This window comes from Gemmatimonadales bacterium, assembly GCA_036265815.1.
Classification (GTDB): domain Bacteria; phylum Gemmatimonadota; class Gemmatimonadetes; order Gemmatimonadales; family GWC2-71-9; genus CAVVWJ01.
Window position 1 is genome coordinate 1 of record DATAOI010000071.1, and the last position, 25,988, is coordinate 25,988.

Consider the following 25,988-nt stretch of genomic DNA (forward strand, 5'->3'; position numbering starts at 1 on the left):
GGCGGAAAGGCCGGCTCCAGCCCGTGCTCCCCCACACGCAGACCGGTCCAGCCGAAGATCAGCTGCTGCAGAAAGCCACCAGCCCCGGTCACGAAGTCCACCGCGTCGTTGGTGGGCGTCTCCGACAGCATGTGGAACGGGCCCTTGAGATGGCCCTGGTAGCTGTGAGGCAGGAGCGAGTCGATCATCCGCCGGTCGCCCAGCTCCGCCGCGTCGACCGCCAGCAGGGTCGAGCCCATCATCGCGCCGGGCCCCTTCGCCAGGAGCTTGCGCGCGGCCTGCTCCAGTTGGGCCCGCTTGGCCCGGGCGCTCATCGGGAGACCGAGCGGGTAGCTCAGCAGCGGGGTGACGTCGCCCAGGGTCGAATCGGGCGCGCCTTCGTAGGTGCGGAAGTACTGGCTCGCCGAATCGTAGGGGAGATGAAGCCTGCTGGCGCGGTGGATCCAGCGTGGGTCGGGGGGCTTGCCGAGCCGTTTGGCAGCGGCCGCGGCGATCTGCAGATTGAGCCGCGCGACCGCGTTGGTGTACGCGTCATCGGTCACCCCGATCAAGCCCTCGGCCACCGATACCACGTTCTTGATATGGTATTGGTCGAGGGCCCGGTCGTACACCGAGCGGCTCATCCAGAACTCGGCGGTCTGCCGGATCACCGGAAAGCCTTCGTTCGCCAGCCAGGCGGAGTCGCCAGTGGCCAGGTAGTACTGCCACTGGGCCAGGGCGACGTCGCCGGTCACGTGGATCTCGGAGCTGGCGTTCTGTGCGGCGAAGCGTGGCGTCGTCTCCTGGCCTCGCTCGTCCGCTTCCCAGGGATACATCGCGCCGCGAAAGCCGTTCGCCCGCGCCCGGCTGCGCGCGGCGGCGAGGGTATGGGCGCGGAAGGCGACCATCGAGTGCGCGATATCCGGGTGGGTGAGGAGGAGCGAGGGGAACATCCAGGTGTCGGAGTCCCAGAAGATATGCCCGTAGTAGCCCGCGCTCGAGAGCCCCATCGGGGGGATGCCGAGGGCCGTGCCGGAGTCGGCGCTGCAGAGGAGATAGAACAGCATCGAGCGGGCGACCTGCTGCAGGGCGGGATCACCGTCGATCTCGATATCGCTTTCCCAGCGGCGGCGCCAGGCCCGCGCGTTGTCCGCGGCCAGGCTGTCATAGCCGCGCGACCTGGCCGTGTCGGCAGCGCGAGTGGCCTGGGCGAGCGCGGCTGCCCCATCGCTAGACGACAGCACGCTCACCGTCTGGGCGAACTGGTAGCTCGTGCCGGCGGAGGCATCGAAGGCGACCTCCAGCAGGGCCGAGTCCCCCGAGGCGACGGTCCTGGTCTTCGCCCCGGGCAGGTCGGCCGGCCAGGAGACCGCAGCCGCCTCCGCCACGGTGGTGGTGCGGCCCTCGGGAGTCGAGGTCATGGAGAGTCGTCCGCCGCCAGGACCGGGAGCCGCGGCCCTGGAGCGAACGACCATGCGCCCCGGATACCAGAGGTCCGCCGGTCCCCAGCCCGGCTCGACCCGCTTGAGTCGGTCGAGGGCCAGCCGCCGCGGGGCTTTCCGCCCGGCGAGCGCGAATCGCACGCGCACCCGGCCCTGCTGGCGGGGTGTGAGCTCGAGCCGGGTTGCCGCAAGATGGGGGTTGGCGCGGGAGATGAACGTCTCGATCCGTACTCCCGTCCGCCGGGTCCCGTTCACCCAGTCGTAGCTGGTGCGCGCCGTTCCGGTGCGCATGTCCACGACCTGGTGGTAGCCGGGCAGGGCGCTGGCCGCCGGCGGGATCGCCTCGACCCATCGATTGCCGTGCACGGCACTGTCCGGCGGCGGAGTCGCCTCGAGCCACCCGTCGCCATCAAAGACGGCGATCGCATCCCAGACCGGAACCGCCGCAATGCGCGGCACGTCGCCCGGGGCGTGCTCGTAGACGCCTGCCAGGAAGGAGTTCGACTCACCCATCCCGAGCGCGGGCACCATCAGGCTCAGATGCCCGTTGCCCAGGAAGGGTGAGGGTAGCCGACTTGGATCGTTGGTGCCGAGCAGGAAGGCGGAATCGGCCACCGCCTCCCCTCTCGTCATCTGCGCATCGAGGGGAGCGAAGGCGGGAGCGGCGATGCACCACAGCCCTGTCAGTGCCGCGACCGCTCTCGCCGTCATCCGGCTTCACCCCGGACGCAACCTAAGGCTGCGGCTACCGTTGCGTTGGTCCGACTGCCCGTCCGAGGTCGTACGACACAGACACTTGGAACCGGCGAGGCAAGATGGGCCGGGCGAGAAAGACCGGGCCCGTGCTCACCAGCCTGGGGTTGCCTTCTTCCAGCCCCTTCCCCTGGAATGCGTTCAGCAGGTCGACGTTGATGGTCGTGCCGGTGCTGAGCGCATAGCCGGCCCCGAGGTTGAAATAGTTGTAGGACGGGAGTGAGACGCCGGCCTTCACATCCACTGGTCGCCGGTCCACCCAGTGCCAGTCAGCCTTTAGTTGCAATCCGCGGATCGAGTACAGTGCCGCGGCGTTGGCGATGGACGTGGGTACGCCGCTGATCCGGCTTCCGATGTCAGCGCCAGCGCCGGTGCCCAGCTTGGCCGTGAGGATCGTAGCGCTTCCCAGGAGCTGAAGGCCCCGGGCGGGAGTCGCAACCAGCTCAATCTCCGCGCCGTAGGATTTGTTCTGTGGGGAGGGGACGATGATCCACGACGATCCTCCGGTAACGGGGTCGATCACCAAACCCTGGCTCACGATGTTCTTTAGCTTGGTCCAGAACCCGCCCACAGTGAATCCGAGCGGGCCTACAAAGCCCTTGACGCCGCCTTCGACCGACTGCACCTCTCTCGATGCGAACAGGTCGACCTGCTGCTCGGCCGTCGCGTTCAGGAACTCATCCAGCGCGGGCATCTTGTAGCCCCGCGCGCCGGCCGCGTAGAGCGAGAAGTTCGGCGTGAGCTTGTAGTTGAGGCCCAGGGATGCCGACCAATCTGAGATTCCCCGATCGAAGTGCCGGAAGCTGCCATTCCCGAACGTTTCGTTGTTAAAGGTCGTCGCTGGATTGTTGTCCAGATCGAAAGTAGAGGTTTGCTCCGCGGTCTGCACGTACTTCTCGTACTCCCCCCGCACGCCGAGGTCGGCCCGGAGCTGGTCGGTGAGCTGGATCTCGCCGCCCAGCACGCCAGAAATGACGCTGGTCTGACCGGACCCGTTGTTATAGCCGGACAGCTGGTTCACGAAGCCGTTCTTGGTCACGGTGTCCGGCGTGCCTCCCGGCGGGGTGACCACGGCATCGAGGAAATGCGTCTGGTCTCCGACGTCAGTGAGAATCTGCGTGAAGTTCCAATGATTGTCCTGTGTGTAGTTGGCAAAGTACGTGCCGAAGGACACTGTGTTCTTACCGAAGGTCCGCCGGAGCTGGAGCTGGTCCTGGAATGCCGTGAGAGGCTTCGAGACGTGCCACAGCTGCCCTGGTGCAACCAGGCCGTTGGGTGTGCTGAACGGGAGGTGCTGCTTGCCCGTCACGTCGTATACGTTGGTGTAGAACAGCTGGAGCGTGGTTCCGGCGGGGAAGCCCAGACCGCCCTGGCCCTTGGCTGTGGTAGCGAAGGTGCTCGCCGAAACAGCGCTGGACGGAACCAGGGCATTGTGCTCCTGATAATCCTGCATGTATTGGGCGGTATTCTGGATCCGCCAATTATCGGCCAGATCGAGCGCCACGTCGGCCGTGTACCACTGGCCCTGGGTCATGATCCCGTTATCAAGCGGAAGATTCAGATCACCAACCGGCGTTGGGACCCGAAGGTTCAGCGCCTCGGCGCTGTTGAAGGAGCCGTAGTCGCCGAAGCCAGAGACGAACTGCGGGTCGCCCGGGTTCACGAACGGCAGGTCGAGAATGAACTGGTTGCGGTCGTCGATGACCTTGGCTGACAGGCGCACGTACCCGTTCGACAGGAGTCGGGTGATGCTGCCTTTGACTTGGCCGCCCCGCGTGCCGGGAAAGCCAGGGTCGCGCACGCCGTGGTCGTAGCGATAAAAGCCACCGACGTTGAACCGCCAGTCCTGGCCCAGGGGCCCATTGGCGTTGAGGTCGAAACGAGCAAGGCCCTGAGTGGCGCCGGTTGCGCGCAAGGTACCGTCGAACGCGTCCCCACCGGTCTTGTTGATCAGGTTGATCATGGCACCGGGCGTGTTGGACCCGAAGAGGGCGGACGCACCGCCCCGCACCACCTCCATCCGATCAACGTTCTCGTCGATTCGAAAGAGGTTGTCGGCATTCATGAAGGACGTGTGCATGGTGGGATAGACCGGGAGCCCATCCTCCAGGAAGTTCACGTACTCAATACCAAGAATGCCGCGCACCGAGTAGTTCTCGTTGACCTCGCCGCCGGAGCTCTCGACCCGGGTGAAACCCGGGACATAGCGAAGGTACTCGGTCGTGCTCCGTGGCACCGCCCGCTGGATGTCCCGCGAGGTGAGCGAGGTGACGGCGACGCTGGCATCGAGATTCATCCGAGGGGTCTGGGTTCCCGTCACGACCAGGGTCTGCAGTTGCAGCGGATTCCTCGCGAGCGTGAAATCCTGGCTGGCTCGCTGCCCCTCGGCGACCGTCACGGTGGCCGAATCGGGCCGGAAACCCACCATCCGCACTCGCACCGTCTGGCTGCCAACCGGGGCCCGGGCGATCACGTAGTCTCCACCGGTGCCGGTCTGCGCACCCGCGGTCGTCCCCGGGATGGCCACCTGCGCGCCGGCGATCGGCGCCCCCTTGTCGTCCACCACCTTCCCGGCGATGCTGCCGGCCTGCGCCGCGCCCTGGGCAGCCGCGACCGACGGTCGGACGAGGGGCACCGCCAGCGCCGCGGCGACCGCCACGGCGGCCAGGTGATTCATGAGTGAGGGTCGACCAGAACACAATCTCCGGATCATAGCGGCATCCTCCATCCTCTCAGGGGCTCCGCGATCGAGCGCACCGCACCAGCGTCAGGCAGGGGATATCGGGGCGGGTGATGGCGGAAGGGACCAACGAGGAACATCGAAAGGCAGCGGCGGGGGCGTGACGCACCCCCGGAAGGGGCCAGCGAGCCCCGCTCTCGCACTACTCGCATGGGCGGCCCCGAAGGGCAACACGCCCGCTCGAATTAATCCACCGCATGCCTCGGACTCGAGCTTCGGCCGACGCGACACGCGCCGGTCAGCACCCACACTTCTACACATCTCCGGCGACACACGCAAGGGGCGGGACAGCTTGGCACCTGCTTCGGCGGCAGGGGCCCCGAACTGGTCTCTGCCTCAGTCACAGTCTGGCCGGGCTCCCGCGGCGCCCGCCGGCGCCCGCGCGGCGCACTCCTCCACCGCCAGCGCGAGCGCGACGCCGTTGGACCAGCCGAACCCGTCCTGGGTGGGATACTCGCCTCCGCCGGCCGGCCGGCTCAGGTCCACCACGTCGTACTTCTCGGTCATCTTGCGGGCCGAGCGATAGGTGCGGCGATTGAGTCCGAGCCAGCGCTCACGGGCCAGATCGGCCAGGTCCCCACGGCCATATCGCCGGACCCCCTCGATCGTGAGCCACTCCAGCGGTGGCCAGCCATTGGGCGCGTCCCATTGCTGCCCGGAGGCAACCAGGGTGGTGACGAACCCGCCCGGCTTGAGGAAGTCGTGCTCGAGGCGCGCCGCCACGCCCCGACCCTGGTCCGGCGTCGCCAGGCCGAAGTAGAGGGGGACCACGGCGGCCAGGGTCGGCCGGTCGGTGACTCGCTCGCCCGTGCGCCAGCGGACATCGTAGAAGAACCCGGTCTCCGGGTCGTACGCCGCAGCCAGGAGCGCCCGACGGCGGGCCTCCGCCGCCTGGTCGAATCGTGCGGCCATCTGGGCGTCGCCCGTCCGCCCGCGGAGCCGCCTGAGCGCGGCAATGGTCCGCTCGGTGTGGTACAGCAGGCTGTTCAGGTCCACCGGCGCCAGCTCGGTCGTCTCCAGCGTGCGGAGGTCCTTCGGATCGCGCATCCAGCGGCTGGAGAAGTCCCATCCGCTCTCGGCCGACGCGCGAAGGTTACGGTAGAGCGCCGTTCGGCGTGCCTCCGGCACCGACTGGGCGAGGGTGAAATCCTCACGGTACGACTCGGGTCGCGGCTCGGGAATGTCGTCGAAGTAGCGGTTGAGCAGCGTCCCATCGCGCAGTCTGATGACCCGGCGGTTGGCCGTCCCGGGCACCAGCCGGCTGCCCCCCTCCATCCAGAACGCGTACTCCGCCTCCAGCGCATCGAGGTAGATCAACGCCCTGGTACTGTCGGTTGCTTGGGCGTAGAGCCCGACCATGGCGCCAAAGTACGGCGGCTGGCTCCGGCCGAGATAGTAGGTCCGATTGCCGTTCGGAATGTGGCCGACCGTCCGGACCAGGTGAGCGAAGTTGTCCAGCATGCTGCGCACCAGATCCGTCCGTCCGCTCTCGACCAACCCGAGCATGGTGAAGTACGAATCCCAGTAGTAGACCTCGCGGAACCGGCCGCCCGGCACCACGTACGGATTCGGCAGCGGGATGAGCGACGAATAGGGCTGGGGAGCGTCCGCTGGCCGGGTGAGCACGGGCCACAGCCGCCGGATGTGCTGCTCCATCGAGCTCGACGTATCGGCCGCGACGCCTTCACCCGCCGGTCGGGGCGGCTCGAAGTGCTGGGCGACAAACGCTCGGAGGTCAAACCCCGGGCGCTCGCGCTGCCCGGCGTAGAGCCGCGCGATCTCCGAAGGCGCCTCCAGCGCGCGGGAATCGACGAACGTCTTGGAGTCGGGAAAGAGTCCTGCCATCTGCACGTCATGAAACAGCGGCCCGAGATCGTGGGCTGGATCGTACTGCGAGGCGGGCGCCGCCGCCGGTGCTACACCCGGCGCGGCCGGCGGCGCGGTACGCTGACAGCCGGCACCGGCGAGGGCCAGCGTGAAGGCGAGGAGCAGGCGGCGGAAGATCATGGCGGGGAGAGCGCAGCCGGAGCGCGCAGCTCGTCCTCGATCGCTCCGGCCACTGCGGAGGCGCGGTCACCGAGCACCAGGTGCAACACCGACTCGGAGACCCGCAGCACGCCGGCGGCTCCTGCCGTCTCCAGAGCGCCCTCGTTCACCGCTCCGCGTCGGAGCTCGACCCGCACACGGGTGATCGCACGGCACTCGACCGCCGCGATATTCTCGGGGCCGCCGAGCGCGGCGATCAGCGCCTCCGCGAGCTGGCGGTCCTCCGAGGTGAACCGGGCGCTCACCTCGTCGGCAGGCGCAGGCGCAGGCGCAGGCGTGCCCGCGGCCCGGGCAGGTCCGACCGCCGGCGCCCCGCCGGCCCGCAGGTACTCATCCATATCGGTCTTCAGGTTCTCCGAGCGGGTGCCGAAGATGGCCTGCATCCCGCCGCCGACCTGCAGTACGCCGGCCGCGCCCAGCGCCCGCAACGCGTCCGCGCTGGCCAGAGAGACATCGTTCAGCTCGAGCCGGAGGCGCGTGATGCACGCATCCAGACTCTTGATGTTTGCCCCGCCACCGAACGCGGCCACCAGCCGGGCGGCCATCGAGTCGCCCGTCTCCACTGCGGCGGCGGCCGTCGCGTCTTCCACTTCCCGGCCCGGCGTCTTGAGGTTGAACCGAACGATGAGGGTGCGGAACAGTGCGTAGTACATCACCGCCCAGAGCGGGCCCAGCACCAGAAGCCACAGCCCGCGCGAGGAGTGCGGAAAGAGCACGATGTAGTCGATGAGGCCGTGCGAAAAGGTCGTGCTGTGGCGGATCCCCAGCTCGATCGCGGTAAAGTAGGCGAGTCCGGCCAGCAGCGCGTGCAGGGCATAGAGCAGCGGCGCCACGAACAGGAAGGAGAACTCGATCGGCTCGGTGATGCCGGTGAGAAACGAGGTCAGGGCGGCGGAGACCATGATGCCGCCGACCTTCGCGCGATTCTCCGGCCGCGCGGTGCGCCAGATCGCCAGCGCGGCCGCGGGCAAGCCCCACATCTTGAACAGGTAGCCCCCGGCGAGGTTGCCCGCGGTGGGGTCCCCGGCCGTGAAGCGGTAGATCTCGCCCCGGATGATCTTGCCGCTGACGGGGTCGACGTATTGGCCGACCTCGAAGAAGAAGGGCACGTTCCAGATGTGATGCAGACCGAAGGGGATCAGCGAGCGCTCGACCACGCCATAGAGCGCGAAGGCGAGCGCCGGGTTCTCCGATGCGGCCCAGTGGGAGAAGTGATCGATCGCCCGGCCGATGGGCGGCCAGACCAGGCTCAACGCGATGCCGGCGAACACGGCGGCAAACGCCGTGAGAATCGGCACCGAGCGTTTGCCCGCGAAGAACCCCAGATACGCCGGGAGCTGGACCCGGTAGAATCGGTTGAACAGGATCGCGGCGACGGCGCCGATCAGGATGCCGCCGAACACCCCCGTCTCGATGGATGGGATGCCCATGATAGTGCGCGGCTCGTAGCCGACCAGCGGCGCCATCACCCCCATGGTCGCCACCATCACCGCGAACCCCACGACGGCGGCGAGCGCGGCGACCCCATCGTTGCCGGTGAGACCCAGGGCCACGCCGATCGCGAAGATGAGCGGCAGGTTGCCGAACACCGCGCCGCCCGCCTGCGCCATCACGTTGGACACGACCGGCGGCAGCCAGGTGAACTTGGCACTCCCGACGCCGAGCAGAATGCCCGCTACCGGCAGCACCGAGACCGGCAGCATCAGCGACTTGCCGATCTTCTGCAGCCAGCCGAAAGCCGTGCGTCCCAGTCTCATGCCGGCGCTCCCGCATGCCGCCCGGCCACCAGGGCCCGCACCTCCGCCCCATCGGCCGCCTCGAGAGCCTGCAGCGCCGTGACCCGGCACTCCTCCAGCGAAAGGGCGCGCACCTGGGCCTTCACCGCGGGCACCAGGGGCACAGCCGCGCTCAGCTCGTCCACGCCCAGTCCCACCAGCACGGGCACTGCCTGCGGATCGCCGGCGGCCGCGCCGCAGACGCCGACCCACCGGCCATGCGCGTGCGCGCCCGCGACGGTCCGCTCGATCAGGCGCAGTACCGCCGGATGCAGCGCGTCGACCTGGGCCGCGAGGCCCGGATGGGTGCGATCCATCGCCAGTGTGTACTGGGTCAGATCGTTGGTCCCGACCGAGAAGAAATCCGCCTCCTGCGCGAAGTGGTCGGCCAGGAGCGCGGCGGACGCGGTCTCGATCATGATGCCGATCGGCACCGGCGGCGCCCCGAGGGTGAGACGCTGGAGCTCCACCAGCTCGCGCGCGGCACGCCACTCGGCCACGGTCGAGATCATGGGGAACATCAGGGCCAGCCTGCCGGCGCGTGACGCCCGCAGGATGGCCCGTACCTGGACGGCGAAGACCTCGGGCCGGTTCAGCAGGAGGCGGATGCCGCGCTCGCCGAGGAACGGATTCGCCTCGGCGCTGACGGGCAGGTAGGACAGGGGCTTGTCGCCGCCCACATCCAGTGCCCGCACGACGACCAGGCGCTCGGGTCCGACTTCGCGCAGGATCGCTTCGTAGGCGGCGGCCTGCTCGTCTTCGGTCGGTGCTGTGTGGCGGTCCAGAAACAGGAACTCGGAGCGCAGCAGACCGACGCCTTCGCCTCCCACCGCGGCCACCCGGCGCGCCTCGTCCAGGCTACCGACGTTGGCGCCGACCTCGACGCGATGGCCGTCGCTGGTGACCGCCGGCTGCCCGGCGACGGCGAGCTCCGCCGCGCGCACCCGCGCGGTGGAGGCCTGGCGCCGAGCGATCTCCGCTTCCTCCGCCGGCGACGGGTCGAGCCGGAGGGTGCCGGCGTCGCCGTCGAGCGCCACACGGGCGCCCGATGGAAGTTCGAGCACGCGTGGGTCGATGCCGGCGACCGCGGGGACGCCGAGCCCCCGGGCCAGGATGGCGACGTGGGAGGTGGCGCTGCCCGTGGTGGTACAGAAGCCGCGCACCCGGGTGCGATCCAGCGTCGCCGCATCGGAAGGCGCCAGGTCCTCGGCCACGACGATCGACTCCGCGGGAATTTCAGGCAGTGCGCCGTCGCGACCGACGAGCAGATGGAGCACGCGCCGGCCCACGTCGCGGAGGTCGGCGGCGCGGCCCGCCAGCAGCTCTGTGCGGAGCGCGAGCAGCCGGTCCGACTGCTCCAGGTACGCTTTCCGCCACGCGTAGGCCGCTGTGGCTCCCTCCCGGATCTGCTCGGCGGCGGCGTCCAGCAGAGCGGGGTCTTCGAGCAGCTCCTGATGCGCGGCGAAGATCGCGCCCCGGTCGGCATCGCCTTCGGCGGCGAGCCGCCGCTCGAGCACCTTCAGCTGACGCTGCGCGTCCGCGATCGCGGTGTCGAGCGCACGCCGCTCGTGGCTGGGATCCGCGGCCCGCTCCTGCGGCACCTCGTCCGTGTGGCGCAGGTGGAACACGCGGCCGATCGCGACGCCGGGCGAGGCGGGCACACCGGCCAGCGGACCGCCAGGCGCTCCGCTGGGGCGCACCGGGGCCGCGGATGGCGCGGGGACCCCGACAGGCCGCTTCCGATCGGTCACTTGGGCAGCGGGGGACGCCGGGGAAAGTGCCTGCACCACGGCATCCACCGCGGCAGCGGCGTCCTCACCCCGCGCTACGACGGTCACCGTGTCGCCCCGGCAGACCTCGAGCATCATGATGGCCACGACGCTGCGGGCGTTGGCTTCGCGGCCCTGCTTGACCAGCCGAACGTCGGAGGCAAAACGGCGAGCCGCCGCGGCGACGGTCGCGGCGGGGCGCGCATGCAACCCATCTTCGATCGCGATTACAATCGGGGCCGAGTCGACCGAGCGTCCCTCCTCCCGGGCGGCCGGCTCAGCCCCGACAGTCGCGAGGCGCACCTCGAGGAGCGGATCCCGCGCTCGGGCGACCCGTCCGGTGCGTGGCTGCAGCGCTGCGACGCGATCCATGCTCACCACCAGGACCGGCGTGATGAGGCTCTTGGCATGCCTGGCCACGTAGTCCGCATCGAAGGTCAGGAGCAGATCGCCCGCCCGCACCTCGTCACCTGCCTTGACGCGCGGCTCGAAGCCCTGCCCGTTCAGCGCCACGCTGTCGAGCCCGACGTGAATGAGGACCTCGAGGCCCGACACCGAAAGCGTGAGTGCGTGGCCCGCGCGATGCACATGACGCACCCGCGCATCGCATGGCGCCACGAGCCGCTGGTCGAGCGGGTCGAGCGCGATGCCATCCCCGGCGAGCCGTCGCGCGAACGCGGGATCGGGCACTCGCTCGAGCGGCACAATGACGCCGGACAACGGTGCCAGCAGGGTCAGGCTGGTCGAGGGGGAGGTCATCGCACCTCTGCGGGGACCAAGGTGTGCGCGAAGCTTGCGAGTCTCAGGCAGGCTGCCCTGCTCTCAATCAGCCAAATAATATTGGGACATGTGTGATGCCGCCATGGAAGTCTCCCGGTTTGCCAAGTTGTTCGATCACTCGATCGTCCGCCCCGACGCCACCCGCGCCGACGTGGCGCGATTTGCCGAGACGGCCGCCCGATTGGGGACCGCCACCCTCACCGTGCAGCCGCACTACGTCCGGTTCGCCCGCGGCGTGCTGCGCGGCTCCGGCGTCCTCGTGGGCACGGTAGTCGGGTTCCCGCACGGGAACGAGACGCCTTCGATGAAGGACTACCAGGTCCGGGAGGTCCTCGGGCTGGGCGCCCAGGAGATCGACATGGTGATGAACATCCCCGCCCTCAAGAACGGCGAGAGGCAGTTGTTCATCCGGGATGTGGCCGGGGTCGTCCAGGCCGCCGAGGGCCGGCGGGTGAAGGTCATCCTCGAGACCTGCTACCTAACGACAGAGGAGAAGCAACGCGCCTGCGAGTGGATCATCGAGGCTGGGGCCCACTTCGTGAAAACATCCACCGCGTATGCCGACGGCGGGGCCACGCTGGACGACGTCCGCCTCATGTACCAGGTGGTGAAGGGCCGATGCCTGGTGAAGGCCGCGGGAGGCATCCGGGAGATCCCCGAAGTGCTGGCCTACCTGGAGGCCGGGGCGCGCCGGTTCGGCTCGACGCGGACCGAACAGTTCGTGCAGGCGTTTCAGGAGCTGTCGCCGGGGGAACGCGCGGGCTTTGCGCCGTATCTGCCTGATTGACTCCACGGGCGGCGCGGGGGCACCGCCGGTCGGCCTCCGTTGCGGCCGGCGGCGCCTCCACTGGTCCGACGCCTAGAGCGGAAAGAGCCTAATGCGAGCCGACCATGGACTCCTTGGTCACCAGCACCTCGCCCTCGATGATCTCGGGAGTTCCCAGCTGATCTTTCAGCGGATCGTTGCGGACGAATTCCGCGGACCGCCGGGTGGACTCCTTCGCCCCACTCTGGCTCTCGAAGATGGAGATGCTGACCAGGTCCTTCTCCCCGCGGAGCACATAATAACAGTGGAATCCCGGGACTTCCTGGGCGATCGGCAGGAATGTCTGCTCGATCCGCTGCTGAAGCTCCTGGACCTTGTTCTTGGCGAGCGGCCCGCCCTTGGGGGTATACCGCCGAATCGTTGCGTACATGGGCGCCTCCATCGATATCGGTCTGATGTGGAAAACCAAAAAGCCGGCCGAGCAGTACCTCGCTCAGCCGGTTTCGCGATTGGCTCCACCCGGTACCTGCGCGACCTCCACTCCTGCACCGGGCTTCTCTGCTTCTGAGAGTGGCCCCAGTATAGGGGCTGTTCTCGGACCGTCAAGATGGCCGGACCCGGCAAGCAAAAAGGGGGGCGGCCGAAGCCGCCCCCCTTTTGCTTACCCCAATCGCCTAGTGGAGCGTAATGCCCAGCCCGAGATCGAACACATCGCTCGACCCGCCATCGAAGCTCCCGCGGAACCAATTGGCCACGGGGGTAATGGAGGTGTTGCGGCCGACGCGGATGTCGTAGCCCATACCGGCAAGGATCCCGAAGCCGTTGGCCGAGCCCGAGCCGAAGCCGGTGTCGGCGTGCAGCCGGGCGTAGCCGACGCCGCCCTTGGCGAAGAACCCGCTGTTGAGGGACGGGTACCAGTACGCGGCGCCGGTGAGGCTGCCCTGGGAGAGGCTCACACCGCTCTCGCTCTTGTACCAGCCGTTCGTTTCGACACCGAGCAGCAGGTGCGGATTCAGGGTGCCGCCGAGCTTGACGTAGCCGCTGGCGCCGCCGGTGCGGTCACCACCGCAACCCTCGCAGCCCAGCGAGCCGAAGCCCAGGCCCGCGCCGAACCAGAAGCCCTCACGAGTCTGCGCGTGCTGGGCGGCCAGAGGAGCAGCGCCGATAGACATGAGAAGCGCAAGCGTGGCAAGCAGTCGGGTACGCATGGTGCCTCGCAAAAACGGGTTGGTTGCCGAAGGCCGGCATGGTCCGGCGTGCGCCCGAGTGGGCCTGGAGGAAGCTGCCGGATGTTGTGAGAGAGTTCGCCAGCGGGTGGGGCAACCAGCATACCCCCGGGGGCGGGACCTGCCGAGCTGGTGGTAAGTTCATGTGTCACATCGGGAAAGCCAGCCCGGGTCCGCCCAGACTGCAGAGAGTTGCAGGGCAAAGACCCGGGGAATCTGGCGATCGGCAAGCCTGGCGGTTACCCGCCGGAGATCATCCGATCTTCTTCGCCTCGGTGCGGATCGAGACGTAGTTCAGCGTGGGCAGGATGTTCGCGTTCGCCGCCTTCCCGGCAAGCTCCTTGGCCCTGGCCTTGTCGCCCTTGCCCTGATACGCCAACGCCGTCGAGTAGACCACGTAGGGGTCCTGCTGGCTGGCCTGTCCCAGCTCGCTGATGGCCTGATCGAACTGTTTCTCCGCCAGCGCGATGGTGCCCGCCAGCTCGTGCGCCTGCCGGATCCGGAACGAGTTGTGCCTCGCCTCGGCACCCTTCAGATACTCGGCGGCCTCCGACTTGGCCGTCGCCAGATCCTTCCTGGCCAGCGCGACCCGCCCGCCGAAATAGTGGCCGGCCAGCTTGGTGTCCTCCTTCACGTCGGCCGACTGGCTGGACGCCATGATCAGATCGACCGCGCGGGTGAAGTGCTTCTGCGCCTCGTCCGATTTCCAGGCGTCGAGCATGATGTTTCCCATCGCGACCTCGTCAGCCGACATGTTGGCCGTGTCGGCGATCTTGAGGGCCACGGCGTGCTCCTGTTGCATCGCCTCCATCGCCTTGGCGGTCTTTCCGGCGTCGACATAGATCAGCGCCTGGGTGAATTTGGCCAAACGCCGGTCGCCGTCATCCCGGGCGGCATCGAAGAGCTTCTGCGCTTCCGCGACCGCCTGGTCGTGCTTGCCCTGATACATGAGATTCGAGGCGATCGCGAAGTACGAGTTGCTGAAGTGGGGATCGATCGAGAGCGCCTTCCGGTACTGCGCGATCGACTCGTCGAACCGCCCCGTCTTCATCAGCAGCTCGGCATAGGAGTCGTACGGATTGGGATCGTCCGGGACCAGCTCGATGTACTTCTTGAAGGCCTTCTCCGCGTCGGCGTACTTCTCCAGCGGCCGGTAGGCGTAGCCCAGGGTGTTGTACGCCGGCGAGAAACTCGGGTTGATCGCGATCGACTGCTTCAGCTCATCGATGGCTTTCTCGAACTCCTGCTGGCCGAGATACTGCCCGGCCAGAGTGAAGTGCGCGCGCTCGTCGCGGGGATACTTGGCCGCCAGCTCCTCCGCGTAGGCCAGCGCCTTGGTGGGGTCCGCATCGCTCCCCGCCTTCAGTGCGAGGATCAGCAACCGCTCTCCTTCGGAGACTTTTTCCGAGAGGGCGACCGCCTCATTCAGATGCTGCAAAAAGTCCTTGGCGGTGGCAGAGCTCAGGGCGAGGCTGTAGTGCGCGAGAGCGAACGAGGGATCCTTCGCGACGGCCTGCCCGAACAGCTGGCGGGCATCGTGCAGCTTGAGCTGGTCGGCCAGGGCTCGACCCTTGGTATAGAGCGTCCGCGCCTCATCGGAGGCGGTGGTGATCGCGATCTTTTCGCTGGTGGTGGGGGTAGCGGCGCCGACGGACGCGGTTTCGGTATCTGGCTTCTTCGTGTCGCAGCCGGCGAGGAGGGCGAGCAGCCCGCAGGCGCTGAGCCAGACCGGTGGCGAGGACAATGAGCGTTTCACTTTGATCCTCCTGGTCCTTCATGGTTGTCGTGGTGGGCATTAGGCCCTACGCCCGGCCCACATGCCGGTTTCACCACGGCCACCCAGCTGCGACAAGAATGTCGGAGGGAACCGCCTCGGGATGCAGGATTGTTACCCGACCGCGCCACTCACGGCGGCCGCCGCCATTACCCTTCGTGCTCGCCGCCACGCGGCGTACGGGGGACGTGACTTGTCAGGCTCGACCCCGACCCCGCATGACCCGACGGACCAGGAGAGAGGGAGAGACGCATGAAAAAGTTTCTGCTGGCCAGCGACTTCGACCAGACGCTGAGCTTCAACGATTCCGGTCTGGTGCTGAGCGAGATGCTCGGCATCGGCGACTTCGCCGAGAAGACGGCGGGGCTCTCGGAGATTCACCTGGTGCAGCAGGGGGCCGAGCTGGCCTATCTGCTGCTGCACGACCCCGAGTATCGCCGGGTCCGGAGAGAAGATCTGGTGGAGGTCGGGAAGCGGATCCGGCTCAAGCAGAATCTGGGACTCCTGTCCCGCCTGCTGGAGGCGATCGATGGCCACCACTTCGCCTTCTACGTGATCTCGGCCGCCCCCGAGGAAGTGATCCGCTCCGCCCTGGAAGGTCTCGTTCCGGAGAGCCACATCTTCGGCACCCGGTTCCGCTACGCGCCCGACACCGGGGAGATCGAGTCGATCGTGCGGGTGCCCGCCGGGTACGGCAAGGTGGCGGTGCTGGAGGAGCTGCGTCGAACGCTGGGGGTGAGCTACGACCGGGTGGTGTATGTGGGCGACGGCAGCTCAGACGTGCACATCATGCTGCACTTGAACCGGCTGGACGGATTGACCATCGCGGTGTCGGAGAACCGCTATCTCACTCCCATCGCCCGGCGCACCATCCTGAGCGACGACGGGTTGAGCGTGATGATTCCCATCCTGGAGGAGATCGCCGGCTGGGACAGCGGCCGGATCCGCTCGCTGTTCGCCACCCATGGGTTGGTGCTGCAGGACTGGGATAAAGTCCGCACCGACTCGCTCACCATCCGTGATCTCGCGGCGGCCCCCAAGGCCGTCGCGTGATGAGCTCATCCACGCGCTCCAGGTGGTGGTGGCGAATCTGATCGTGGCGGGCGGGGCGCTCTACTCGTCGCTCGCACGGTCACCGCGTGACGCTGGCCATCATCCACCAGCGGAATCCCGCCTCCCGGCGTCACCCGCCCATCGATAGCCACTTCGGTCACGCCCGCCTCCGTGGCTTCCTCCTGGCGCACCACGATGACATAGAGGCTCTGGCCATGGCGGTACTCGATGGTGTACTCCCGCCACGCGGCCGGCGCGCGGGGCTCGATGAACAGGGTATCGCCCCGCTTGGTAAAGCCCAGGATCCCTTCCAGCCCGACCCGGTACATCCAGCTCGCTGAGCCGGTGTACCAGGTCCAGCCGCCGCGGCCCAGCTGGCCTTCCGCCGTGTACACGTCCGCGGCCACAACGTAGGGCTCCACCTTGTAGGTCTCGACCTCCTCCGGCGTTTGCGCATGGGTCAGCGGGTTGAGCATCTGAAAGAGCTCGAACGCCCGGTCCCCCTTTCCCCTGAGCGCGGTGGCCAGGACCGCCCAGAGCGCGGCGTGGGTGTATTGCGCGCCGTTCTCCCGGACGCCGGGCAGATAACCCTTGATGTAGCCCGGGTCCTGGGCCGTGGTGTCGAAGGGCGGCGTGAGCAGCATCAGCAGCCGCCCGTCCTCCCGTACCAGGTACCTCTCCAGCGAGTCCATGGCTTGCACCTGCCGGGCCGGATCGCCCGCGCCCGAGATGACGCTCCAGCTCTGGGCGATGGAGTCGATGCGACACTCGTCGCTGCCCAGCGATCCTAGCGGCGTGCCATCGTCGAAGTACGCCCGACGATACCAGGCCCCGTCCCACCCGTGCTTCTCCACCGCCGCGAGGTAATCATCGGCCTGCCGCCGGAGCTCGGCGGCCACCGCGACTTCGCCCCGCGTCTCACTCCGTTCGGCGAAAGATCTGAGCGTGGCGATGAGGAACCAGGCCAGCCATACGCTCTCCCCCCGGCCCTCGACTCCCACCCGGTTCATGCCGTCGTTCCAGTCGCCGGTCCCGATCAACGGCAGCCCGTGGCCGCCGGTGGTACACGCCCGCCGGAGGGCGCGGAGGCAGTGCTGATACACGCTGGCGCGCTCCGGGCTGACCTCGGGCAGATCGTAGACCTCATGCTCCTCCGGCCCCAGGGCCCGCATGCTGAGGAAGGGAACGTACTCGTCGAGCACCGAGGCGTCACCGGTGACCCGGACGTAGTGATCGACCACGTACGGCAGCCAGGCCAGGTCGTCGGAGATTCGGGTCCGCACCCCGCGCCCGCTCTGCGGGTGCCACCAATGCTGCACGTCGCCCTCCACGAACTGGCGGCCAGCCGCGCGCAGGATGTGCTCCCGCGCGAGCGCCGGCTCCGCGTAGACGAATGCCATCACGTCCTGCAGCTGATCGCGGAAGCCGTAGGCGCCGCTGCTCTGGTAGATCGCCGAGCGGGCCCACATGCGGCAGGCGAGCGCCTGGTAGAGGGTCCACCGGTTCAGCATCGCGTCGAAGGAGGGCTCCGGCGTCCGGACGGTCACGACCGAGAGGCGCTCCCGCCACCGGTCGCCGGCCCGGACGAGAGTGGCACGGGCGCGGGGCACGTCGCGGTACTCGGCGAGCGCCGCCTGTGCGGCGGCCCGATCGGTGCCGGCCCCGGTGAGGATCACGATCTCGCGGGTTTCCCACGGCGCCAGCTCGATCAGGCACTGCAGCGCCGCGCAGGGATCGTGACCGGCGCCCGTCGTGCCGCGGAGCGCCTCGCCCCGGAGGGCCGCCGGGTCGCTCACGGCGCCGTTTCGGCCGAGAAACTCTCGCCGGTTGCCGGAGTAGGCGAGGACCGGCTCGGTGAACGCGTGGAACGCCACCTGGCCGGCGAACTGCGGGTCGAAGAAGTTCTGCGCCAGGATGGCGCCATGCTCGGAGTCGAACGCGGTGCACACCTGGTGCTGGGTATGCTCCCGGAGCACGCCCAGCGTCCATTCCACGTAGCTCGTCAGCGTCAGCCGCCGGGCGCGCGACTCCTGGTTGGTCACCCGCAACAGCGCGAGCTTGACCGGCGCGTCATCCGCCATGCCCAGCGTGAGCCGGGTGCCGATGCCGCCGCGCTGATGCTCGAATGACGACGATCCCGCGCCGTGGCGCACGGTGTACGCCCCGCCGGAGCGGACCGGGCCGGGTGTGGGGCACCACAGCTCGCCGTTTTCCATGTCCTGCAGGTACAGCACCTCGCCGGGCGGATCGCTCACCGGATCGTTGTGCCAGGGCGTGAGCCGGAAGAAGTAGCTGTTCACGGTCCAGCAGAAGCCGCCGCCTCGCTCAGTGATCACGAACCCGCCATGCGGGGTTGCGATCACGTTGGCCCAGGGCGCGGGCGGCAGCCGGTCGCCGACGATGCTGATCTCGTACTCGCCGTCGGGCCCGAGCTGGCCGAACCCGTTGAGCGATGCCACCGGCGGGAGCTCTCCCTCGCGGGTCGGCCGTGCGGTCCGGGTCGAGGGGCCCGCGCCCAGATGGGAGGTCAGCAGCCCGGGCAGCGCCCCGATCCTCCGCACCACCTTCGCCACCGCGGAGTCGCTCCGGGCCGGCGCGCGGGGAGGGACGTTGGAGCTGTCCCGCTGCTCCACCGGCGGCTCCACCGGCGCCGGCGCCATGGCCGCGCTCAGCACTCGGCCAAGCGGTCGGCCGTCGCAGGGCACGTGCACCCGGGCCGTGGCCCGGAGCATCAGGAGATCCTCGGCACCCAGCAGGTCCCGGCGCCGGATGAACACCCCGCCCGAGCGGTCGATGGCGCCGGGATCGCTCAGCGCATAGGCGGCGGCCGTGATCCGGTCGTCCAGATCCTGGATGTAGCTGGATGCGCTCGCGCTGACCACCACGAGGTCCACCATCATCCCGCGGCGGTGCCAGTACCGGTGTGCCGCCAGCAGTTGCCGGAGCGTCGGCAGGCCCTCGGCGTTCTCGATGGTGGCAAGCAGGATGGGCCAGTCGCCCGAGATCCCATGGGCCCACAGAAGCGGCTGGGAGCCCTGGTTTCGGCGCAGCTCGCTCTGCGGCGCACGCAGGGCCGGCGAGCCGTAGAGCAGGAGCCCGGCGATCTCCTGAAACACCGCCGCATCTATCGGAGAGATGTTGAGCTCGCGGAGCTCCACCTGGCTGGAGGTCCAGGCCAGGTCGAGCGCCCGCTGCGCCGCGTGCGGATCATGGTAGCGATCGGCCAGCTCGAACGCCCGCTCGCGGCTGGTGGCCACGAGCGTCGTGTACGCGACCGAGGCGGACTGGCCCGGGTCCAGCCTGACCCTCGTGCGGAGCGCGAAGATCGGATCCAGCACCGGGCCGGTCGTGCCCGACAGCGCCCCGTCGGTTTCCAGGGCGACCGGGTCGCGGGTGGTGCGGCCCCGGCCGAGGAAGCGGGCCCGATCGGTCTCGCAACTGACCGCCCCGACCCGCTCCTTGCCGCTGTCGACCACGTGCACGCACCAGAGCTCACGCTCCCCGGCCGAGCGCGGCCGCCGGGTGGCGGTGATCGCGCTACACCAGTCGTGCCACTCGGTCTCGACGAACAGGTTACCGAACGCGGGGTGGATCCGGTCCGCCTCCGGCGGGCCGAGCACGATCTCGCCGTAGCTGGTGAGCTCGAGCTCCCGGACCTGATCGCCGTTGTTGGTCACCGTCACCCGCCGCACCTCGGCCGAGTCCTCGGGAACCACCGCGATCTCGGTGCGGGTCTCGATCTCGCCGTCGAAGCGCTCGAAGGTGACCCGGTCGGTGGCCAGGAGGGCGCGATATCGGTCGGCCGGGGCGCACACCGGCTGATGCGCCGCCGACCAGAGGCGGCCGGTGGCAGGATCCTTGACGTAGCAGAACTGCCCGGTGGCGTCGCTGGTCCCATCCGAGCGCCAACGAGTCACCGCGAGCCCCTCGAAGCGACTGTAGCCCGAGCCGCCGTGACTGACCATGATGGTGTACGGCAGGTGGCCCAGCAGGGCGACATGCGGCTGCGGCGTGTCCACGGTATCGAACTGACGTACGGTCGGCCGGTAGAGATCCGCTTCGGGTCTCGCTTGGTCCAGCCGATCGTCCTGCGGTTCCTGCAGTACCAGCCTGCGGGGGATCCGCTCGTGCAGCAACAGCTCCGCCGAGCGCACCACCGGGTCGGCGTGAAACCGGCGCTGCCACACGTGGGCGGTCATGGCGTTGGTCAGGGCCACCAGTCCCATTCCCAGATGATGCGCCATGTAGGTGTGGACCAAGGCATAGCGGCGAGCGGGATCGGGACGGGTATAGTCCAGTGCGTCGCGGAAACCGTAGGGGCCGAGGGCGCCCTTGCTCTCCAGCAGCGTGAGGTTGGCGAGCGCTCGCTGGGGGTCGATCATCATGGCCAGCACTGTGGCGTACGGCGCCACCACCAGCTCGCGTCCCAGGCCGCGCTTGAGCGCCAGATCGGGCACGCCGAAGGCGCGGTACTGATAGGTGTGGTGCCGGTCGCGCAGGTTGTACGCGCTCTCGCTAACGCCCCACGGGACACCGCGCTCGCCGCCATAAGCGACGTGCCGGCTCACGGCGCCCTGGCAGGTCTGCGCCAGCAGCGTATAGGGGAACGAGCGCATGACCAGCATCGGCATCAGATACTCGAACATGCTCCCGCTCCACGACACCAGCGCCGGCGCTCCCGCCGCGTAGGTCAGGGTGCGGCCGAGATGGAACCAGTGGTCCACCGGCGCGTCGTCCTTGGCCACGGCGAGGAAGCTCGCCAGCCGCGCCTCGGAGGCGAGCAGGTCGTAGTTGGAGCTGTCCAGGGCGTGCGCGCTCTGCTGGAACCCGATGGCGAACAGCTTCCGCTTCTCATCGAAGAGGCAGCGGAAATCCATCCCCATGGCGTAATCCCGGGCCCGCTCGGCGATCACCTCCAGCCGCGAGATCAGCTGCGCGGCCTCTGGCGAGTGGGGCGCGAGCTCCCGCAGGCTGGCGAAGGGCCTGGCATCGAGCCTCGCCGTCCAGTCGCAGTGCGTCGTGATCAGCCTGCGGGTCCAGGAGATCCAGTCGAGCGCCGGCTCGACCAGGTCGCGCGGCAGCCCGACCCCGCCCAGCACCGCTGCCGCGCGCTCCAGCGGCTCGGCCACGCGGGAGAGGGCCGCCGTGGAGGCCGGCTCCCGCCGGGAGGCGACCAGAGCGGCGCGCGCGGCACGAAGCGGCTCCCGGGCGCCCGACGCCTGGGGCACCGCCGAGGTCCGTTCCTCGACCAGGGCCAGCGCCGTATCGAGGGCGCGCCAGATGCGCGAGTCGAACGCCGAGTCGTCCGGCAGCTCCAGACAGGCCTGCCTCAGCGCGATGAGGTGCCCTGCGAGATTGCCGCTGTCGACGGTGGAGATGTACGCCGGCTCCAGCACGCTCAGGTCCCGCAGGTCGTACCAGTTGTAGAAGTGTCCTCGGAATCGGCGCATCCCCTCGAGCGAGCGGAGCACCAGCTCCAGACGGCGAACCAGGTCGTCGAGCGGGATGAAGCCCAGGTCCCAGGCGCTCACGGTGGCCAGCAGCTGGAGACCGATGTTGGTGGGCGACGTGCGCAGGGCCACCACCGGCCCGGGATCCTCCTGGAAGTTGTCCGGTGCCAGCCACTGGGTCTCAGCGGTGACGAAGCGGTCGAAGAAGTGCCAGTGGAGCAGGGCGTAGCGAAGCGCCTGGCGCCGGCTGTCGGGCGGCAGCCGGTGCTCCCGGGGCAGCGCGGGCGCGCCCAGGGCGTGAGCCACCGCGGGCGAGACCAGCCACGCCAGCGCCAGCGGGAGCACGGCGATGCCCCATTGCCAGAGGGGGATCGGCGAGACCGGGCCATGCCCGCTGGCCCGCCCCATCACCAGCAGCAGCACCACGCCGGCGAGTCCCACCGCCGGCCACATGCTCCGCCAGTAGGTCCGGAACGAGTCCGACATGCCGCGCTCGGTCTGGGAGGCCGTCCGCCACTCCAGCAGGTGGCGCCGGGTCACCAGCAGGCGGATCAGGGTGCGGACGATGGCATCGGCGGACACCCACGCCTGGTGCGGCAGGAAGACGATGGCGAGCGTTACCTGCTGGGCGCTGGTAACCGCGTCGCGTGCCACCGCCGCGTAGTAGGGCCGCCAGGACTTGTCCAGCGGGGGCCGCAGCAGCGCCAGGAGCAGCGACACGATCCAGGGAGCGGCGATCGCGCCGAGGCCGAGCAGGGTCCAGCGGAGCGCCCCGCCCGGCAGGACGATCCAGCCGGCCAGCAGGAACGCCAGCTGGGCCAGCTCGATCGTGCTGCGTCGGAGGTTATCGATGATCTTCCAGCGGGACAGGAGCGAGAGCCGGTTGGGCTCGGCGCCGTCCGGGCCGGGCACCCGGCGCATGAGCCACGGCAGCAGCTGCCAATCGCCCCGAATCCAGCGGTGCTTGCGGCTGGTGAACGTCAGGTAGCGGGTCGGGTATTCGTCGTAGACGATGACGTCGGTGGCGAGACCGGCCCGGGCGTAGCTGCCCTCGATCAGGTCGTGGGAGAGCAGGGTGTTCTCCGGGAAGCGTCCGTGGGTCGCCTGCTCGAACGCGTCGACATCGTAGACCCCCTTGCCGGTGAAGCTCCCCTCGCCATACAGATCCTGGTAGACGTCGGACACCGCCGTGGTGTACGGATCGACCCCCGGATGGCCCGAATGGATGGAGGCGAACACCGACCGGTGGGCGCTGGGAAGCGACACGCCGACCCGCGGCTGGAGGATGCCGTAGCCGTGCACCACTCGGCCGAGGGCCGGGTCGTAAACCGCGTGATTGAGGGGATGGGCCAGCGCGCCGACCAGCAGCGGAGCCGCGTCCGGCGGCAGCACGGTGTCGGCGTCCAGCGTGATCACATACCGGACCGCGCGAAGCGGCTCCATGTCTCCCACCGTCACCAGGAACGCACCCTTGGCGCCGCCCCGGATGAACCGGTTGAACTCGGCCAGCTTTCCCCGTTTTCGCTCCCAGCCCATCCAGACGCCTTCAGCGGGATTCCATCGCCTCGGCCGATGGAGGAGGTAGAACGCGTCCTCCCGTCCGCCGCCGTAGCGGGCGTTGAGTGCCCGCACGCCGTCGACCGCGGCCTCGACGATCGCCGCGTCGCCCTCGCGGGTTTCGGCTGGCGCGTCGGTGAAGTCGCTCAGTACGGCGAAATGGAGGTGGGCTTCCCGGTTGGCCAGGAACTGGACCTCCAGGTTCTCCAGTGCCTCACGGACCGCGTCCACACTGCCGAACAGCGTCGGGATCACCACGGCGGTGCGGAACTCGGGGGGAACCCCGTGCTCGTGCAGGTCCAGCTTGGGAAGCGGCCGGGGCGGCAGGAATGCCGTGACCAGCTGGTTCACCAGGTTGACGGCGATGTCGTTGGCGGGGATCAGGCCGAGGAGGAGGACGGCGACCCAGGCCTGGCGGGCCGGCGGTCCGCCCAGCCACAGCACCGCGGCCAGCGCGCCGAGCGTGGCCGCGAGCACCCCGCCCACGAACACGACGTTGGGATGCTGCCGCACCCAGCGGTCCACCGCCTGGGCAGGTGTCGGGCGATAGCCGGTGATCCTCTCCAGCTCGAGCAGCCCGGGGCCGATCAGGTAGTAGCCCACGTGTCTCCGCCGCGGTTCTCCCGGATCCGGCTCGCCGGCGGTGCGGGCGCACTGGAGCGCGGCCCGCGCCACGGCCTCCTCCGCGCGTCCGGTGCGCTTGGCGATGCGCTCCACCTCGTGGCGATATCGATCGCGGGTCGCGAACGTCATCCGAGGGTAGAAGCCGGACGGGTCCTCCCGGAGGATCGGCTCCATCCGGCTCTGCTCCTCGACGAGCGCGCGCCAGTTCATCCGGGCGATCGCGCGGAGGCTGGTGATGCTGTTGGCCATCCCCACCTGGGTGAGCGCCAGCCGCTGGGTGGCCCGGACGGTGGCCTCCTCTGCTCCCAGCGCCTCCTCCGCAATCCACTGCTCCAGGCGCACGACGGCGGGAAGCGCGCCGCCCTCGATGCGGAGCTGCTGCAGGAAGCGGGAGACGAACGTCGGCGTGAGCGGCGGGGGATGAGAGGCGAAGCGGGTGAGCGCCTCGTCGAGAGCGTCGCGGTCGGTCTCGCCCGCGCGGGCGATCCGCGCGGCGGCGGCATCCGCGGCGGCCAGCTCGTCGAGCCGCAGCACCGCGCGCAGCGCCATACGGCGGACGTTCTCGATCAGGCCCAGCCGCAGCATCGCGGGGACGGCCCAGAGCTCGCCGATGGTGAGCGGGGTCGCCCGCTGGAACGCCGCGACGAAGCCGCTCACGTTGTCCAGGTCGACCCGGCCCTCGCTGTGCGAGATCAGAACGATCGCCAGCTCGTAGACTCGGGGATAGCCGGCCAGCGGTCCGCTCGCCAACTCGGGCAGCTCCCGGTAGTAGCCTCGAGGCAGGCTCTCCCGGACCTCGCCGACGTGCTCCTGGATGACATGGTAGTTGTCCAGCAGCCATTCGCCGGCGGGCCCGATGTCCTCGCCTCCATCGGAGGCCGCGGTCAGCCGCGCGTGGGCATCCTCCAGGATTCGGCGGGTCTGGTTGAGCCGCGCCAGCAGGGGCGTGCGCCGACGTCCGGGCCGCCGGACGCCGGTGAGCCGCTGCTCCGCCGCCACCGCCTGGGCGCGCTCGCCCAGGTGCTCTGCGCCCAGCAGCTCGCCTCGGATCGGCCCGGTGAGCAGGTCCTCACGGGTGTCCGGGCGGCGGACGATCAGGCGGGAAAGGAGGCGCGGGTTCAGCGACGGGATGGGATGAACCCCGGGGTGCTGGCCGGCGGGCCCGCGCCCCCGGGAGGCTCGATGAGGAACAGCGGGTCGGTCGGTAGGCGCATGAGCGCAGTATAACCGAAGCGCGGTAAAGCGACCCTGTCTTTGCTATTCCACCTTGAATTGTTTGATCATCCCGTGCGCGAGGTGAGGTTTGCCATCCTTCACGTCGGGTACGAAGCAGATGAGCCCGTAGTCACCGGGCGTGAGATCAGTCATGAAGACGCCGCTGGCATCCTTGTTGATAAAACCGACGCCCCCCATCGGCATCGCCGGCGGTGGTCCCTTCATCCCCTCCATGGCCCACTTGCCGAAATCACCGACCGATCTTCCCGGGACGAGCTTGAGGAGCACCAATTCGTGGGGTTGCGGACCCGTGTTCTCCACCCGAATCGTGTGATGCCCCGGGGTGAGCGGTTGGGAGGGCTCGAAGCTGTAGTCCGCCAGCTTTATGGTGACGTCGGCGGCCGGAAGCTCAGCCGCCGCGGCGCCGCTCGCGCCCGTGACCTCGAACGGCTGGATCATCCCCTTCATGACGTGAGGGACGCCGTCGAGTCCGGGAATGAAACACAGCACCGCGTAATGACCCGGGGTCAACACGGTCGCCGTGTTGCCGTCCGTACCAGGGGCGATGCCGTTGGGACCCCCGACGAACTTCACCCAGGAGGGTGGAGGGCCGTTCTCCTTCATCGCCTTGGAGAAATCCGCCACCGTTTTGCCATCGTCCAACCGGATGATCTGGGCCTGATGAAGCTCCTTGCCACGATTGACGAGATGCAGGGTTACCGCACCCGCCGGGATCTGCGCCGGGAGATCCAGCTTGAACTCGCTCGCGGTTACCGTCACGGTCGCTGGGACGGAGGGGGTGGCCGCGGACGGGGCCGGTGCAGCCGGGGATCGGGTGGTCTCGGTGACCGGCCGGTCGGATTTGCAGGCCGCGAGCAGACTCGCCAGGAGGAGCAGGGCCCCGGGCAGGGGGTGGCAACGCATGGTAACTCCTTGCAATGGCTGGGACATGGGGACGAGCAGCGGCGGCAAGATGCAACCATCGCCGCTGCGCCGCCAGATGGGCCGCTGAGGAGGGATCCAAAAGTACATCGCAGGC

Annotated in this window: 12 protein-coding genes; 2 read left to right on the forward strand and 10 right to left on the reverse strand. The window is 68.9% G+C overall.

From position 1 onward, the window contains the following. The 5 genes from VHR41_15215 to ptsP all read right to left on the reverse strand — a co-directional run. Positions 1 to 2,054: hypothetical protein (locus tag VHR41_15215; protein HEX3235547.1), on the reverse strand; the 2,054-nt coding region annotated here is incomplete at its 3' end. 112 nt (positions 2,055 to 2,166) lie between these two features. Next, the gene (locus VHR41_15220; GenBank protein ID HEX3235548.1) at positions 2,167 to 4,851 is read right to left on the reverse strand and encodes a TonB-dependent receptor; all 2,685 of its coding nucleotides are present in this window, start codon (positions 4,849 to 4,851) and stop codon (positions 2,167 to 2,169) included. Between the two features lie 399 nt (positions 4,852 to 5,250). Beyond that, positions 5,251 to 6,921 (reverse strand): alpha,alpha-trehalase TreA, encoded by a 1,671-nt coding sequence (treA, locus tag VHR41_15225; protein ID HEX3235549.1) that lies wholly within the window; start codon positions 6,919 to 6,921, stop codon positions 5,251 to 5,253. Further along, positions 6,918 to 8,717, reverse strand: a complete 1,800-nt coding sequence (ptsG, locus tag VHR41_15230) for a PTS glucose transporter subunit IIBC (GenBank protein HEX3235550.1) — start codon at positions 8,715 to 8,717, stop codon at positions 6,918 to 6,920. Before ptsG ends, treA begins: the two co-directional genes overlap by 4 nt. Next, positions 8,714 to 11,263, reverse strand: a complete 2,550-nt coding sequence (ptsP, locus tag VHR41_15235) for a phosphoenolpyruvate--protein phosphotransferase (protein ID HEX3235551.1) — start codon at positions 11,261 to 11,263, stop codon at positions 8,714 to 8,716. The genes ptsG and ptsP overlap by 4 nt, the downstream gene beginning before the upstream one ends. A gap of 103 nt (positions 11,264 to 11,366) precedes the next feature. Between ptsP and deoC the strand changes: the two genes are divergently transcribed. Next, a complete protein-coding gene (gene deoC, locus VHR41_15240) occupies positions 11,367 to 12,071 on the forward strand; it encodes a deoxyribose-phosphate aldolase (GenBank protein ID HEX3235552.1) in 705 nt (234 codons plus the stop codon). Between the two features lie 88 nt (positions 12,072 to 12,159). On the opposite strand, the gene VHR41_15245 is transcribed toward deoC, so the two are convergent. The 3 genes from VHR41_15245 to VHR41_15255 form a co-directional block, all read right to left on the reverse strand. Next, the gene (locus VHR41_15245) at positions 12,160 to 12,480 is read right to left on the reverse strand and encodes a hypothetical protein (GenBank protein ID HEX3235553.1); all 321 of its coding nucleotides are present in this window, start codon (positions 12,478 to 12,480) and stop codon (positions 12,160 to 12,162) included. 244 nt (positions 12,481 to 12,724) lie between these two features. Further along, positions 12,725 to 13,258 carry a hypothetical protein gene (locus VHR41_15250; GenBank protein HEX3235554.1) on the reverse strand — a complete coding sequence of 178 codons (534 nt, stop codon included), beginning with the start codon at positions 13,256 to 13,258 and terminating at the stop codon, positions 12,725 to 12,727. Between the two features lie 271 nt (positions 13,259 to 13,529). Then, complete coding sequence (locus VHR41_15255) at positions 13,530 to 15,032, reverse strand: tetratricopeptide repeat protein (GenBank protein ID HEX3235555.1); 1,503 nt, start codon at positions 15,030 to 15,032, stop codon at positions 13,530 to 13,532. A gap of 270 nt (positions 15,033 to 15,302) precedes the next feature. On the opposite strand from VHR41_15255, the gene VHR41_15260 reads away from it, so the two are divergent. After that, positions 15,303 to 16,103 carry an HAD-IB family phosphatase gene (locus VHR41_15260; GenBank protein ID HEX3235556.1) on the forward strand — a complete coding sequence of 267 codons (801 nt, stop codon included), beginning with the start codon at positions 15,303 to 15,305 and terminating at the stop codon, positions 16,101 to 16,103. A 5-nt stretch (positions 16,104 to 16,108) separates the two neighbouring features. Here the strand turns inward: VHR41_15260 and VHR41_15265 are convergent, their stop codons facing one another. Continuing rightward, positions 16,109 to 24,733 carry a glucoamylase family protein gene (locus VHR41_15265; GenBank protein ID HEX3235557.1) on the reverse strand — a complete coding sequence of 2,875 codons (8,625 nt, stop codon included), beginning with the start codon at positions 24,731 to 24,733 and terminating at the stop codon, positions 16,109 to 16,111. A gap of 258 nt (positions 24,734 to 24,991) precedes the next feature. Continuing rightward, positions 24,992 to 25,873, reverse strand: a complete 882-nt coding sequence (locus VHR41_15270) for a hypothetical protein (GenBank protein ID HEX3235558.1) — start codon at positions 25,871 to 25,873, stop codon at positions 24,992 to 24,994. Between the last annotated feature and the right edge of the window lie 115 nt (positions 25,874 to 25,988).

Bases quoted from the DNA above. Each gene is read 5' to 3' on its own strand.
- VHR41_15220 (HEX3235548.1), bottom strand. From the start codon at position 4,851: ATGAATCACCTGGCCGCCGTGGCGGTCGCCGCGGCGCTGGCGGTGCCC.
- treA (HEX3235549.1), bottom strand. From the start codon at position 6,921: ATGATCTTCCGCCGCCTGCTCCTCGCCTTCACGCTGGCCCTCGCCGGT.
- ptsG (HEX3235550.1), bottom strand. From the start codon at position 8,717: ATGAGACTGGGACGCACGGCTTTCGGCTGGCTGCAGAAGATCGGCAAG.
- ptsP (HEX3235551.1), bottom strand. From the start codon at position 11,263: ATGACCTCCCCCTCGACCAGCCTGACCCTGCTGGCACCGTTGTCCGGC.
- deoC (HEX3235552.1), top strand. From the start codon at position 11,367: ATGGAAGTCTCCCGGTTTGCCAAGTTGTTCGATCACTCGATCGTCCGC.
- VHR41_15245 (HEX3235553.1), bottom strand. From the start codon at position 12,480: ATGTACGCAACGATTCGGCGGTATACCCCCAAGGGCGGGCCGCTCGCC.
- VHR41_15250 (HEX3235554.1), bottom strand. From the start codon at position 13,258: ATGCGTACCCGACTGCTTGCCACGCTTGCGCTTCTCATGTCTATCGGC.
- VHR41_15260 (HEX3235556.1), top strand. From the start codon at position 15,303: ATGAAAAAGTTTCTGCTGGCCAGCGACTTCGACCAGACGCTGAGCTTC.
- VHR41_15270 (HEX3235558.1), bottom strand. From the start codon at position 25,873: ATGCGTTGCCACCCCCTGCCCGGGGCCCTGCTCCTCCTGGCGAGTCTG.